This is a genomic window from Nitrosomonas sp. Nm51 (assembly GCF_900111165.1).
Taxonomy (GTDB): domain Bacteria; phylum Pseudomonadota; class Gammaproteobacteria; order Burkholderiales; family Nitrosomonadaceae; genus Nitrosomonas.
In genome coordinates this window covers 41169-53894 of the sequence record NZ_FOGH01000001.1, presented here as the reverse complement: position 1 = coordinate 53894, position 12726 = coordinate 41169, and the positions used below count along the sequence as shown (strand labels likewise).

Below are 12726 nucleotides of genomic sequence, written 5' to 3'. Positions count from 1 at the left end.
TTAGCAAATTGTTCTACACTTATTTGCGCCATGTATAACCTTTTAAAGCCTTCTTTAAACCAAATAAAACAAAAAACCAGACTGTCACTATACTGTTCAAATCAACTCGTTATGATATTCAGTTTATTAATATTTAAACAAACCATGGTTCACGTGCTTTGATAATCAATTTATTGGCACGTTCAATATCCATTCCTGTCATTTCCACCAGATCGTCGGCAGCCAAATCAGCCAAATCACTTTGGCTGCTAATTCCTTTTGCAGCTAATATACGCACTGTCTCAATATCCATACCTTCCAGAGAAAGTAAATCATCAGCTACATTCTCGACTCTTTCTTCATTGGCGATCGCATCTGTTAACAACGCATTTCTGGCTCGTTCACGAACCTCGTTAATTACTTCCTCATCCAGAGACGCAATCTCCAGCATTTCATTTAATGGAACATACGCGACTTCTTCCAGCGTCGCAAAACCCTCTTCTACCAAAATCTCAGCAATTTCCTGATCTACATGCAATTTATCCATAAAAAGCTGACTAATGAATGCAGCTTCCTGCTCATGTTTTGTTTGGGATTCCTGAATAGTCATAATATTAAGAACCCAGCCGGCCAATTCAGACGCAAGGCGCACATTCTGTCCGCCACGGCCTATTGCCTGCGCAAGGTTTTCTTCATCAACAACAATGTCCATGCTATGCTGTTCTTCGTCAACCATGATACTGCTGATCTCCGCGGGTGCCAGCGCATTGATGATATAGGTAGCCGGATCATCCGACCATAGTATAATATCCACACGTTCACCTGCCAGTTCACTGATAACCGACTGTACTCTGGAGCCACGCATTCCAACACATGTTCCTATGGGGTCAACACGCTGATCGTTTGATTTTACAGCAATCTTTGCCCGTGACCCGGGATCTCTTGCAGCCGCTTTAATTTCCAATATGCCTTCTTCAATTTCAGGCACTTCAAGTTCAAACAATTTCACAAGAAATTCTGGCGTGATCCGTGAAAGTTTTAATTGAGGACCTCTGGCCGCGCGATCGACTTTGTACAGATAAGCACGCACACGGTCCCCTATACGAAGATTTTCTTTAGGTATCATTTGGTCACGTGGCAACTCCGCTTCTATTCTGCCTGACTCAACGATAGCATTGCCACGATCCAGCCGCTTTATTGTACCTGTTACCAAATAATCACCACGCTCGAGAAAATCATTGAGCGTTTGTTCACGTTCCGCATCGCGAATTTTTTGGAAAATAACCTGTTTGGCTGCCTGGGCACCAATACGTCCAAATTCGATAGGCTCCAACGGTTGCTCGGTATAATCTCCAACCTGTATATCAGGGTTGATTTTTTTTGCATCAGTCAAAGCAATCTGTCGAGAAAAATCTTCAACTGCATCATCTTCAACTATCAACCAGCGGCGAAAGGACTCATAATCACCTGACTTCCTGTCAATTGATACCCGTGTATCGACATCTTCATGAAATCTTTTTTTTGTTGCAGAAGATAATGCCATCTCCAATGCTGTAAAAACGATCTCCTTTTCTACAGCTTTCTCACGTGCCAACGCATCAACCAGCAGTAAAATCTCGCGGCTCATAGTCCTCCAGTCAAATTTTTAATTGCTTACAATTTTGGAACTAGCCGAGCCTTTCCAATATTGCGCATATCTAGGTCAAACAATTTTCCTTCGACTTCAAGTTTTAAAATGCCATCATTTACTTCCCGTAAAATGCCCACAAAATTTCTTTGTCCTTGTATTGGGACACGCAGTTTTAATCTAATTGTTTCGCCAATGAAACGAAAAAAGTCACCTTCTTTTCTAAGTGGCCTGTCTAAACCCGGCGAAGACACTTCCAGGCGACCGTAATCAATATTTTCTGCTGTTAACAAACGGTTCAAATGATTACTGATTGTGACACAATCATCAATAGTTATACCCTCTTGCTTGTCTACAAACACCCTTAACAGTTTACCGCGCGATAAATGTTCGACATCAACCAACTCATACCCCATGCCTTCAAGTGTTAATTCTAGCAATTTTTCCAGCATCATAGTGGCCAACACAAATAAAAAATGGGCTCTCGAAGCCCATAAAAATTTGATCTCGATTTTATCAAACAATTAAAAAATTTGGAACAAATTATTGATGATTTAGTTAAAATGTACAATGACATTTATTAATTTTAACCGCCCACTAATGCAGCAATTTCAAACAACCATATCAAAAATTGATTTATGCACACTAGAAATTGCCAGCAGCCAATGAAAGGAAAAAACATGACACGTTTAGCAATCAACACAAAAAAATTTACCTTGCTTAAAATTGCACACGTTTTTGTTTTGATGTCCGCTTTATTATTTGCATCATTTTTGAGCGCAGAAAAAATTGGAAGCGTATCGACCAAATTCAAATTACTCGGCCCAAATGACAAAATTGTTATCGAGGCGTTTGACGACCCCGACATCGGCGGTGCCACATGCTATTTAAGCAGAGCTAAAACCGGGGGTGTAAAAGGTGCGGTTGGCGTTGCCGAAGACACTTCCGACGCATCAATCGCATGCAGACAGGTTGGGCCGATTTCATTGCCCGAAAAAATTAAAAATGGTGATTTAGATGGCGATGAAGTATTCAAAAAAAGCACGTCATTACTCTTCAAATCGTTACAAGTTGCTCGTTTTTACGACCCCAAAAGAAACGTACTCATCTATTTAACGTATAGTGATCGCATCATTGAAGGATCACCCAAAAACAGTATTTCCACCATTCCGATTATGCCCTGGCATTAGTCCCGTCATAATCTTTCTCAAACTGGAATGTCCAATTTTATAGGATTAGCGCTGCCGGTCTATGGCCAACAAGGGATATAATCCGCTAATCGCCATTCAAATTGCATTGGCGGGTAAAGCTCACGAAACATGGGGTAAGTAGTTACGATATAACAATGGCAATAACTGATAACCAAGCGGAGATATTTGATCCCATTTTCATTTTAAGTATTTTCTCTTCAGGGCGAATTTGTTCTAAATCTAAGTCTTTGTTTTTCATGAGGTCTTATTTTTGCCAAAACAACGTGTTTCCTATGTTTCAAAGGTAGAACAAATTAGCCCTGATCTTCTCTTAACAACACTCTTGAGTTGCTTGTAAATATTTATTTAATTAGCCGATGTAACGTAAGGCACAGCTCGGGTCACTCATAATGACATGGTCTAATTGTATAATCAAAATTCTCGCCACACGGCGATAGGCTAACAGTACGCAAGGTCAAGTTTATACTCTACACAAAATTACAGTTTTCTTGAAAATTACTTCTTTCTCAATCATTAATCGCTGTTCACTCTTGCCAGAATCCTTTCCTGGATGACGCAAGCTTATCCGTTGATCATCCGCTTATCTCAAACTCCAGTCAACCGCCTCAACGCTTCCTGATATTTTTCCATCGTCTGCCGAATGACTGTAACCGGCAAAGCCGGTGCTGGCGGTTTTTTGTTCCAACTCTGCCTTTCCAGCCAGTCGCGCACAAATTGTTTGTCGTAACTCGGTGGGCTGATGCCGGTGCGGTATTGGTCGGCCGGCCAGAAACGGGATGAATCGGGCGTCAACGCTTCATCGATCAGATACAGCTCACCGGTCTCATCAAGCCCGAACTCAAATTTGGTGTCGGCGATGATGATGCCCCGTTGTACGGCATAATCCGCCGCTTCGGTATACAACTGCGATGCTTTTTCCTTGACTTTGGCGGTCAATTCTTTTCCGAGCTGCCGTTCTACTTCGGACACCCGGATATTCTCATCATGCGCACCTGCTTTTGCTTTGGTCGACGGGGTAAAGATGGCGCCACCCGGTATTTTTTCCGCCTGCTGTAACCCCGGCGGTAGCTGAATACCGCAAATGGCGCCGGTTGTCTGATAATCTTTCCATCCTGAACCGACGATATAACCGCGCACAATCGCCTCAACCGGCAGCGGTTTGAGCCTGCGGATGATAAAAGCGCGTTCCTGAACCTGCTCGCGCTCGGTCGCAGCGACGACTGACTCGGGCGCAATACCAGTCAAATGATTCGGTATGATATGCGCGAGTTTTTCGAACCAGAACGCCGACAATGCGGTCAGCAACTTGCCTCTGCCCGGTATCGGGTCGGGCAAAATGACATCGAAAGCCGAGATGCGGTCGGTTTGTACGATCAACAGCCTGTCGTCGTCCACGGCGTAGATATCGCGCACTTTGCCGCGATGCACGAACGGCAGGCTTTCGATATGCGTTTCAAACAATGCAGATTCGTTCAGCATACTAATTTATACAGACTCCAATTGCTGCTGAATTTCACGTGCGCTGGCAAATGCCTCATCAACAGTCGCGCCAAGGACGGTAAAATGCCCCATTTTTCGTCCTGGCCGCGCTGCTTTTTTTCCATATAAATGCAGTTTCGCCAGCGGTTGCTTGATTACATGCAGCCACTCGGGCTCACCTTTTTGCCACAAATCGCCAAGCAGATTAACCATAACGGCAGAATGGTGCATCGCCGCATTACCCAGCGGCAAACCGCACAGGGCACGCAGTTGCTGCTCGAACTGCGAAGTAATACACGCATCGACAGTATAGTGCCCACTGTTGTGCGGACGCGGGGCAATTTCATTGATTATCAATCCTTCACCTTCCAATACAAAAAACTCGACACAGAGCACGCCCTGATACTCCAGAATTTCAGCGAGGCTTTCAGCTGCGTCATTGGCCTGTTTAGCAATCATGGTTGCAATTCTGGCCGGCGCGATACTGATGTCGAGGACACCGCTGACATGCTGATTTTCCACGACTGGGAAAGATGCCATTGCGCCATCGCACCCTCTGGTTAGTACGATAGAAACTTCGGATTTCAGCGGCAGTTTTTTTTCCAGCACACATGGCACCGAACGCATCTCAACAAAGGCCGCATGCAATTCGTCCGCATCGCTTACCTGCCGTTGCCCTTTGCCATCATAACCGAACTGACTGACTTTTAGTATGCCGGGAAATAAATGCTTTACTTCATCAACACAGTCAATCTTATCAATTACTGCAAACGGCGCGACGGGGAAACCGTGTGTTTGTAAAAAACGCTTTTCTGCAATTCTGTTTTGGGCGATCGCAACACTTTCGGCGTTAGGACTGACTGCGCTATATGACGCCAATGCAGAAAGCACATCTGCCGGAATATTTTCAAACTCGGTTGTAACTGCGGCACACCTTGTGCCAAGTTGTTGCAATGCGGTTTGATCGGTATATTCTTTGCAGAGAAATTGTTCGGCTATCCGGCCAGCTGGGCTATCGGCATCTGGATCCAGCACCATTACCTGATATCCCATTTGATGCGCAGCCATGACAAACATCCGGCCAAGCTGACCGCCACCCAGCAAACCCAGCATTGCCCCTGGAAGAATTGGTTCCATTCAGTTTATCTTACCCGGTATGCGATCATTTTTCTGGCAATTGCATTGCCACCACACTTTCTGCCTGCTTACTCCGGAATGCATTCAGCTGATCCCGGATTGACGGTTGATTATTTGCCAACATGGCGACAGCAAACAGTCCTGCATTGACGGCACCCGCTTCACCGATCGCAAAGGTCGCCACCGGAACACCTGCAGGCATCTGTACAATTGACAACAAGGAATCAAGTCCTTTCAGGTAACGCGAATTGACAGGAACTCCCAGAACCGGTACCGTCGTTTTTGCAGCAATCATGCCCGGCAAATGTGCGGCACCGCCGGCGCCGGCAATAATACATTGAATACCGCGCTGGCTCGCGGTTTCGGCAAACGCAAACATGGCATCGGGTGTGCGATGCGCAGAGACGACGCGCGCTTCATGCGGAAGGTCAAAATCCTTCAGTACCGCGACCGCATGCTGCATGACATTCCAGTCGCTGTTGCTGCCCATGACAACGCTGACTAATGGCTCTTTCATATATGTCCGGAAGTCCGAGGTAATCACATTAACGAAAAAATTACAATAATAAAAACATGTCGCAGCAAACGCGCCGCGTATCATGTTGCAGATGCTACGCTGTTTTGCATGTTGTTTTATAATACGCAACTCGCGCTATATAATTCTAAACCATAACTCGAATTAAAAACGTACCCTAAATGAATTTTCAACGTGGCAGACCCAAGGAAGAGCCTGAAATCAATCTGGTGCCGATGATCGATGTTTTACTGGTGATACTGATTTTTCTGGTGGTCACTACGACTTATTCTAAGTTTGCCGAACTTGAAATTACATTGCCTGAAGCCAGCAATAAAGAAATCGATAAAAATGCAGAGCACCCTGGAACAATTGATATCACTGTCACCGCGATGGGAGAATACACAATCGATTTGGTACCAATCAAATCGACCGGCATTGAATATCTGCGCGATGCGCTGCGTAATGCCGCCAAGGAACAAGCGGATCCTTTGATTGTCATTAACGGTGACGAGAATGCTTCTCATCAATCTGTGATCAAAATCATGGAAGCCGCACGCCTTGCTGGCTACAACAAAATTACATTTGTTACAGAAATCAAACCGGAAAAATAAGGTGTTCTAAAAAAATAATAATTTTTAATCAACAGTTATAAAAACCTTCGTCAACCATTTAATTCAATTTTTCAGAAAGGAGACTCGCATGCCACTTAATCTTGATAATTTTTCCAGTGCTGCATTATCAGGCAATGAATATGTTCTGGCGCCCCTGCCCTATGCAGATAATGCTTTGGAACCGGTGATATCCGCAAACACACTCAGCTTTCATTATGGCAAGCATCACAAAACTTATGTTGACAACCTGAACAAAATGGCTGCAGGTACCGACCTGGAAGGTCAATCGCTCGAACAAATCATTCTGGCAGTTGCAGGAAAAGCGGATAAAGCCGGCGTTTTCAATAATGCGGCGCAGGTCTGGAACCACATGTTCTATTGGCATAGTCTTAGCCCCAATGGTGGCGGAGAACCATCTGCAACGCTCAAACAAAAGATAGAGCAATCATTCGGCAGTATTGATGCCTGTAAAAAAGAATTTGCCAACGCAGCCATGACACAATTTGGCAGCGGGTGGGCCTGGCTGGTCCAGGATGGTGATAAAATCGCGGTAGCCAAAACCAGTAATGCAGAATCTCCCATCACACAGAATCTTCGCCCGCTGTTGACGATTGATGTCTGGGAACATGCATACTATCTGGATTACCAGAACCGGCGTGCCGACTATGTCAATACCATTCTTGACAAACTGATAAACTGGGAATTTGCACAGGCTAATCTTGCGTGAACTTGATCAGCCAGCAGGCTGTATGACCGACATCACCATCGCCTTGTCAAAAGGGAGAATATTTGACGATACCGCACCATTACTGGAAGCTGCCGGTATCGTCTCCCAAGACAATCCCGAATCATCACGCAAACTGATTTTACCAACCAGCCGTAACAATGTGCGGCTGGTTATCGTGCGCGCTTCCGACGTACCGACCTATGTGCAATACGGTGCGGCCGATCTGGGAATTGCAGGAAAAGACGTTCTGCTGGAACATGGCGGCAACGGCCTGTATCAGCCTTTGGATTTGAACATCGCGCGCTGCCGTATGATGGTCGCAGTACCAGACGGATTCGATTATGATTCGGCAGTACGCCAAGGAGCGCGACTAAGAATTGCCACCAAGTATTTACAGACAACACGCGAACATTTCGCCGACAAAGGTGTTCACGTCGATCTCATTAAACTGTATGGTTCAATGGAACTCGCGCCACTGGTAGGACTGGCGGACGCGATAGTCGATCTGGTTTCAACTGGCGACACGCTGAAAGCCAACAACCTGCGTGCGGTAGAGGAAATAATGCCGATATCTTCAAGGTTGATTGTCAATCAGGCCGCACTAAAACTGAAGCGGGAAACAATAGAACCTATCCTGAGCGCATTCTCTCATGCCGTCAACAACTAATTGCTAACCATCATTTTTCGCTTCTATCACCCGGACAACTAATCATGGTTCAAATCAAACGGCTCATTTCAACTGACAGCAATTTCAATCAGGCTCTACATCAATTACTGGCTTTTGACGCCATTATGGATGAATCGATTGACACCGCCGTTGCGCAGATTCTTATTGAAATTAAGACACGCGGTAACGCGGCGTTGATTGAATACACCCAACGATTTGATCATGTGCATGCCAGTTCGATTAAAACGCTGGAATTAACGCACGACGAGCTGCATCAATCACTGTCGTCATTACCGGCTGAGCAACGGCAAGCGCTTGAACTTGCCGCAAAGCGCATCAAAACATATCATGAAAAACAGGTTGCCAGTTCATGGCACTATCGGGAAGACGACAATACCCTGCTCGGCCAAAAGGTCACGCCGCTCGATCGCGTGGGACTTTATGTCCCTGGCGGCAAGGCATCCTATCCATCGTCAGTACTAATGAATGCAATACCCGCCAAAGTCGCCGGCGTCGGAGAGCTTCTTATGGTTGTACCGACGCCGCACGGCGAGAAAAATGACATGGTACTGGCAGCCGCGGCTATCAGTGGAATCGATCGCGTGTTTACCATAGGTGGCGCACAGGCCATCGGCGCGCTGGCATACGGCACCGAAACCATACCGCAGGTTGATAAAATCGTCGGGCCCGGCAACGCCTATGTCGCAGCCGCCAAACGTCGCGTCTTTGGTATTGTCGGTATCGACATGGTTGCTGGCCCGTCTGAAATTCTGGTGATTTGCGACGGCAAAACAGAACCTGACTGGATTGCGATGGATATGTTTTCTCAGGCCGAACATGATGAATTGGCGCAATCGATACTGTTGGCACCGGACGCCGATTTTCTAAATCAGGTTGCCAAGAGTATTGACCGGCTCATCGATACCATGCCACGTCATGACGTCATTCGCGCAGCGCTGGAAAACCGCGGCGCGCTGATACAGATTCAGGATCTGGAAGAAGCGTGCGCAATTGCCAACGCCATCTCTCCCGAGCATCTTGAACTTTCCGTTGATAATCCCGAGTTCTGGGTTGACAAAATCAAGCATGCCGGTGCTATTTTCATGGGACGACATACCTGCGAAGCGCTGGGCGATTATTGCGCCGGTCCCAACCATGTATTGCCAACTTCGCGCACAGCGCGGTTTTCATCTCCGCTAGGCGTTTACGATTTTCAAAAACGCAGCAGTTTGATACAGGTTTCCGATCAAGGCGCCACAAAACTCGGCGAAATCGCATCCATTCTTGCAAACAGTGAAGGCCTGCAGGCACATGCCCGTTCCGCGGAATACCGGATTAAAGCATAACCACCGTTTACGGCGTGCCAGCCCGGCGTTTTTCCCGCTGCCGCATCTTTGTGGATGATTTAAATGCAGCGGATAACCTCACGCGAACATCCGTATATCAAATATCTGGTTAAGCTGCAAAAATCCGCTCGATTGCGCGAACAATCATCCAGCACGGTTCTCGACGGCATCCATCTGATTCAATCCTATCTTGCCGCCGATACAGATCTGACAGCACCGAAAAGCATTATTGTCAGCGAAACCGGTCAAAAAAACAGCGATATCCTATCACTGGTGAATACATGCAGGCAATTTCCGGAAACGGTAACGCGTGTATTCCGGGTTACCGATCATGTGTTCGAAAAGATTTCTCCGGTCAGAACGCCAACCGGCATTCTCGCCTGTATTTCTGTTCCGGCAATCACAAATCAACCCGGAAGCTCCGTTTCAAAGTCGGCCAGTTGTATTCTACTGGAATCAATTCAGGATCCGGGCAACCTGGGCGCAATTATCCGCACAGCCGCAGCTGCTGATATTTCAGACATTTTTTTATCCAAAGACTGCACCGATGCCTGGTCGCCCAAGACACTGCGCGCAGCCATGGGTGCGCATTTTTTTACAACCATTCATAATAATTGTAATCTCATTGAAATTGCAGGAAGTTTTCATGGCCAGGTGTTAGCTGCTTCGCCGAAAGGGTCTCAAACATTGTATCAATCGGACTTAAACAAACCCACTGCCTTCATTTTTGGCAATGAAGGCGCGGGACTATCAAAACCGATGCTCCAAGCAGCGGATAGAGCAATCGCCATTCCCATGCCAGGCCAAACAGAATCACTCAACGCCGCCGCTGCCGCAGCAGTTTTTCTGTTCGAAAAAGTGCGCCAGCAATGGCAGGCTCATCACATGAATACGCAATTTCAGGGCAGCGAAAACATTTGAATTGAGCGCTGTGATTGGAACTTAGCATCATAGCGGTGTATCATAGCCTGTTTGATTCAAACATCAGTGGAGGAATTATGCGGCTTTTTTTCATTCCAATCACGCTAATAACGTTTAGCCTGTTTTCTTATCCTTTGAGCACATTGGCATTGCATCACGAAGAAACCGTTACAGTTGCACCCGGCAAACAATATCCTAACAATGAAGGAAAAGTTGTAGATGTCCTGGACACCGCTGGCTATACCTACATGCAGATCGAAAACGGAGACCGGCTTTTCTGGATAGCCGCGCCGACTACGCAAGTCAAGCCCGGAGACCACATCAAATTTGTGGAAAGCATGTCAATGGAAAATTTTACCAGCAAAACACTAAACCGCACGTTCAGACGCGTTATTTTCGTTTCATCAACGATGATAAAAAAATAAAGCTATTCCATCTCGGTTGCGCCTATAAATAGCTGGTTTTTTAGCCGCTTGATTTCATCCCGGCAGTGCGCGGCCTGCTCAAACTCCAGGTTTTTGGCAGCACTCAACATGTTTTTTTCCAGCCGTTGAATTTCCTTGCCAATCTGACGCGCATCCATCGCTTGGTAAACCGCCTGCGTGTCGCTGGCTTTCTGTTTCTTGTGCGCCGTATCAAGATTATATACACCGTCAATCAGATCCTTTATCCGCTTGTGCACAGTCCGCGGCGTGATTTGATGCTTACGGTTAAAGGCCAGTTGTTTTTCACGCCGGCGGTTTGTTTCATCGATGGCTGCACGGATTGAACGGGTAAGCTGATCCGCATAAAGAATGGCCGTTCCATTAATATGACGCGCAGCTCTGCCGATGGTCTGAATCAAAGAACGCTCAGAACGTAAGAATCCTTCTTTATCTGCGTCCAGTATTGCAACCAGTGAAACCTCCGGAATGTCAAGTCCTTCACGCAGCAGATTGATACCAACCAGCACGTCAAATTCACCAAGTCTTAAATCGCGAATGATTTCAACACGCTCCACAGTATCGATGTCAGAATGCAAATAACGTACTTTTATCCGATGATCCGCAAAATAATCGGTCAGGTCCTCTGCCATACGCTTGGTCAGTGTCGTTACCAGTACACGTTCATTCCGCTCAGCGCGGATAGTCACTTCAGACATCAAGTTATCCACCTGCGATGTAACCGGGCGCACCTCAATCATCGGATCGACAAGCCCTGTCGGCCGAACGACTTGCTCGACAGTCTGTCCGCTATGACGGTGTTCATAATCCGCCGGCGTCGCAGAAATGAAAATGGTTTGCGGCATCATTTTTTCAAATTCTTCAAATTTCAGTGGGCGGTTGTCCAACGCCGAGGGCAGGCGAAAGCCATATTGCACCAGGTTTTCTTTACGCGAGCGATCTCCTTTAAACATGCCACCAATCTGCGGCACAGTCACATGACTCTCGTCAATAAACATCAGGGCATTCTTGGGCAGATAGTCAATCAGTGTTGGCGGCGGCTCGCCTGGTTTTTTTCCCGAAAGATGCCGTGAGTAATTTTCAATGCCTTTACAAAAACCCAATTCATTAAGCATCTCGAGGTCAAACCGGGTGCGCTGTTCGAGACGCTGCGCTTCAACCAGATGATGACCCTGATAAAAATAATCCAATCGCTCGCGCAATTCATGCTTTATCGAGTCCATCGCCCGCAAGACAGTGCTTCTGGGTGTCACGTAGTGGCTGGAAGGATAAACGGTATAACGTGATAATTTCTGTAAAACACGGCCGGTCAACGGATCAAACAATGACAAGTCATCAACTTCATCATCAAACAACGATATTCGCACAGCCGCCTCGGAGCTTTCTGCCGGAAAAATATCAAGCACATCACCCCTGACACGAAACATGCCACGAGCAAATTCAATTTCATTGCGTTCATACTGCATTTCAGCCAGACGCTTAATAATATCGCGTTGCGAGTATCTCTCGTTCCGCCGCAAATGTAAAATCATACCGTGATAATCAACAGGATCGCCGATACCATAGATGCAGGAAACGGTTGCTACAATCACTGTGTCGTCACGCTCAAGTAACGATTTTGTTGCCGACAACCGCATTTGCTCGATATGAGCATTGATACTGGAATCTTTTTCAATGAACAAATCGCGTGAAGGGACGTATGCCTCAGGTTGATAATAATCATAATAGGAAACAAAATATTCAACCGCATTTTCAGGAAAAAACTCACGCATTTCTGCATATAGTTGCGCTGCCAGCGTTTTGTTGGGCGCAATCAGAATTGCGGGACGGCCCAACCGCGCAATGACGTTTGCAATGGTAAATGTTTTACCTGAACCAGTGACACCCAGCAACGTTTGATAGGTCAGCCCATCATTAATCCCTTCGGCAAGATCTTCAATTGCATGCGGCTGGTCTCCGGCAGGTTTAAACGATTGATGCAATTTATATAAACTATTGGGGAAGGTCTGAATCACAGGTATAATCCATTTTCATGTTGTCATTACAATTGTTTGATCGTTA

At 46.4% G+C, this 12726-nt stretch carries 13 protein-coding genes; 7 read left to right on the top strand and 6 right to left on the bottom strand.

The features are described from left to right. Positions 1-133 precede the first annotated feature (133 nt). Together nusA and rimP are read right to left on the bottom strand one after the other, a co-directional pair. Positions 134-1606 (bottom strand): transcription termination factor NusA, encoded by a 1473-nt coding sequence (gene nusA, locus BMY60_RS00235; RefSeq protein WP_090330292.1) that lies wholly within the window; start codon positions 1604-1606, stop codon positions 134-136. A gap of 26 nt (positions 1607-1632) precedes the next feature. Beyond that, positions 1633-2061, bottom strand: a complete 429-nt coding sequence (gene rimP / locus BMY60_RS00230; protein ID WP_090330503.1) for a ribosome maturation factor RimP — start codon at positions 2059-2061, stop codon at positions 1633-1635. Positions 2062-2286: 225 nt separating this feature from the next. Here rimP and creA point away from each other — a divergent pair, with 225 nt between their 5' ends. Further along, on the top strand, positions 2287-2796 hold the full coding sequence (gene creA, locus BMY60_RS00225) for a protein CreA (RefSeq protein WP_143057312.1): 510 nt from the start codon (positions 2287-2289) through the stop codon (positions 2794-2796). Between the two features lie 606 nt (positions 2797-3402). Here creA and BMY60_RS00220 read toward each other — a convergent pair. From BMY60_RS00220 to purE, 3 genes are read right to left on the bottom strand one after another with little or no spacing between them, the layout of a single operon-like run. Beyond that, complete coding sequence (locus BMY60_RS00220; protein WP_090330291.1) at positions 3403-4296, bottom strand: phosphoribosylaminoimidazolesuccinocarboxamide synthase; 894 nt, start codon at positions 4294-4296, stop codon at positions 3403-3405. A 6-nt stretch (positions 4297-4302) separates the two neighbouring features. Continuing rightward, positions 4303-5433, bottom strand: a complete 1131-nt coding sequence (locus BMY60_RS00215) for a 5-(carboxyamino)imidazole ribonucleotide synthase (RefSeq protein ID WP_090330289.1) — start codon at positions 5431-5433, stop codon at positions 4303-4305. A gap of 25 nt (positions 5434-5458) precedes the next feature. Continuing rightward, entirely contained in the window at positions 5459-5950 is a 492-nt protein-coding gene (purE, locus tag BMY60_RS00210; RefSeq protein WP_090330500.1) for a 5-(carboxyamino)imidazole ribonucleotide mutase, read from the bottom strand. A 179-nt stretch (positions 5951-6129) separates the two neighbouring features. Here purE and BMY60_RS00205 point away from each other — a divergent pair, with 179 nt between their 5' ends. The 6 genes from BMY60_RS00205 to BMY60_RS00180 all read left to right on the top strand — a co-directional run bounded on the left by BMY60_RS00205 (position 6130) and on the right by BMY60_RS00180 (position 10647). Beyond that, positions 6130-6561 carry an ExbD/TolR family protein gene (locus BMY60_RS00205; protein WP_090330288.1) on the top strand — a complete coding sequence of 144 codons (432 nt, stop codon included), beginning with the start codon at positions 6130-6132 and terminating at the stop codon, positions 6559-6561. Between the two features lie 88 nt (positions 6562-6649). Continuing rightward, the gene (locus BMY60_RS00200) at positions 6650-7288 is read left to right on the top strand and encodes a superoxide dismutase (RefSeq protein ID WP_090330287.1); all 639 of its coding nucleotides are present in this window, start codon (positions 6650-6652) and stop codon (positions 7286-7288) included. A 22-nt stretch (positions 7289-7310) separates the two neighbouring features. Beyond that, positions 7311-7955 (top strand): ATP phosphoribosyltransferase, encoded by a 645-nt coding sequence (gene hisG, locus BMY60_RS00195; protein ID WP_090330285.1) that lies wholly within the window; start codon positions 7311-7313, stop codon positions 7953-7955. A gap of 44 nt (positions 7956-7999) precedes the next feature. Beyond that, the gene (gene hisD / locus BMY60_RS00190) at positions 8000-9301 is read left to right on the top strand and encodes a histidinol dehydrogenase (protein ID WP_090330284.1); all 1302 of its coding nucleotides are present in this window, start codon (positions 8000-8002) and stop codon (positions 9299-9301) included. A 63-nt stretch (positions 9302-9364) separates the two neighbouring features. Beyond that, positions 9365-10222: a TrmH family RNA methyltransferase gene (locus BMY60_RS00185; RefSeq protein ID WP_090330283.1), complete on the top strand. Its 858-nt coding sequence runs from the start codon at positions 9365-9367 to the stop codon at positions 10220-10222. A 77-nt stretch (positions 10223-10299) separates the two neighbouring features. After that, positions 10300-10647 carry a hypothetical protein gene (locus tag BMY60_RS00180; RefSeq protein WP_090330282.1) on the top strand — a complete coding sequence of 116 codons (348 nt, stop codon included), beginning with the start codon at positions 10300-10302 and terminating at the stop codon, positions 10645-10647. Between the two features lie 2 nt (positions 10648-10649). On the opposite strand, the gene uvrB is transcribed toward BMY60_RS00180, so the two are convergent. After that, positions 10650-12680, bottom strand: a complete 2031-nt coding sequence (gene uvrB, locus BMY60_RS00175; protein ID WP_090330281.1) for an excinuclease ABC subunit UvrB — start codon at positions 12678-12680, stop codon at positions 10650-10652. Positions 12681-12726: the final 46 nt, after the last annotated feature.

Coding starts and splice junctions, on each gene's coding strand:
- nusA (WP_090330292.1), bottom strand. CDS start 1,606: ATGAGCCGCGAGATTTTACTGCTGGTTGATGCGTTGGCACGTGAGAAA.
- rimP (WP_090330503.1), bottom strand. CDS start 2,061: ATGATGCTGGAAAAATTGCTAGAATTAACACTTGAAGGCATGGGGTAT.
- creA (WP_143057312.1), top strand. CDS start 2,287: ATGACACGTTTAGCAATCAACACAAAAAAATTTACCTTGCTTAAAATT.
- BMY60_RS00220 (WP_090330291.1), bottom strand. CDS start 4,296: ATGCTGAACGAATCTGCATTGTTTGAAACGCATATCGAAAGCCTGCCG.
- BMY60_RS00215 (WP_090330289.1), bottom strand. CDS start 5,433: ATGGAACCAATTCTTCCAGGGGCAATGCTGGGTTTGCTGGGTGGCGGT.
- purE (WP_090330500.1), bottom strand. CDS start 5,950: ATGAAAGAGCCATTAGTCAGCGTTGTCATGGGCAGCAACAGCGACTGG.
- BMY60_RS00205 (WP_090330288.1), top strand. CDS start 6,130: ATGAATTTTCAACGTGGCAGACCCAAGGAAGAGCCTGAAATCAATCTG.
- BMY60_RS00200 (WP_090330287.1), top strand. CDS start 6,650: ATGCCACTTAATCTTGATAATTTTTCCAGTGCTGCATTATCAGGCAAT.
- hisG (WP_090330285.1), top strand. CDS start 7,311: ATGACCGACATCACCATCGCCTTGTCAAAAGGGAGAATATTTGACGAT.
- hisD (WP_090330284.1), top strand. CDS start 8,000: ATGGTTCAAATCAAACGGCTCATTTCAACTGACAGCAATTTCAATCAG.
- BMY60_RS00185 (WP_090330283.1), top strand. CDS start 9,365: ATGCAGCGGATAACCTCACGCGAACATCCGTATATCAAATATCTGGTT.
- BMY60_RS00180 (WP_090330282.1), top strand. CDS start 10,300: ATGCGGCTTTTTTTCATTCCAATCACGCTAATAACGTTTAGCCTGTTT.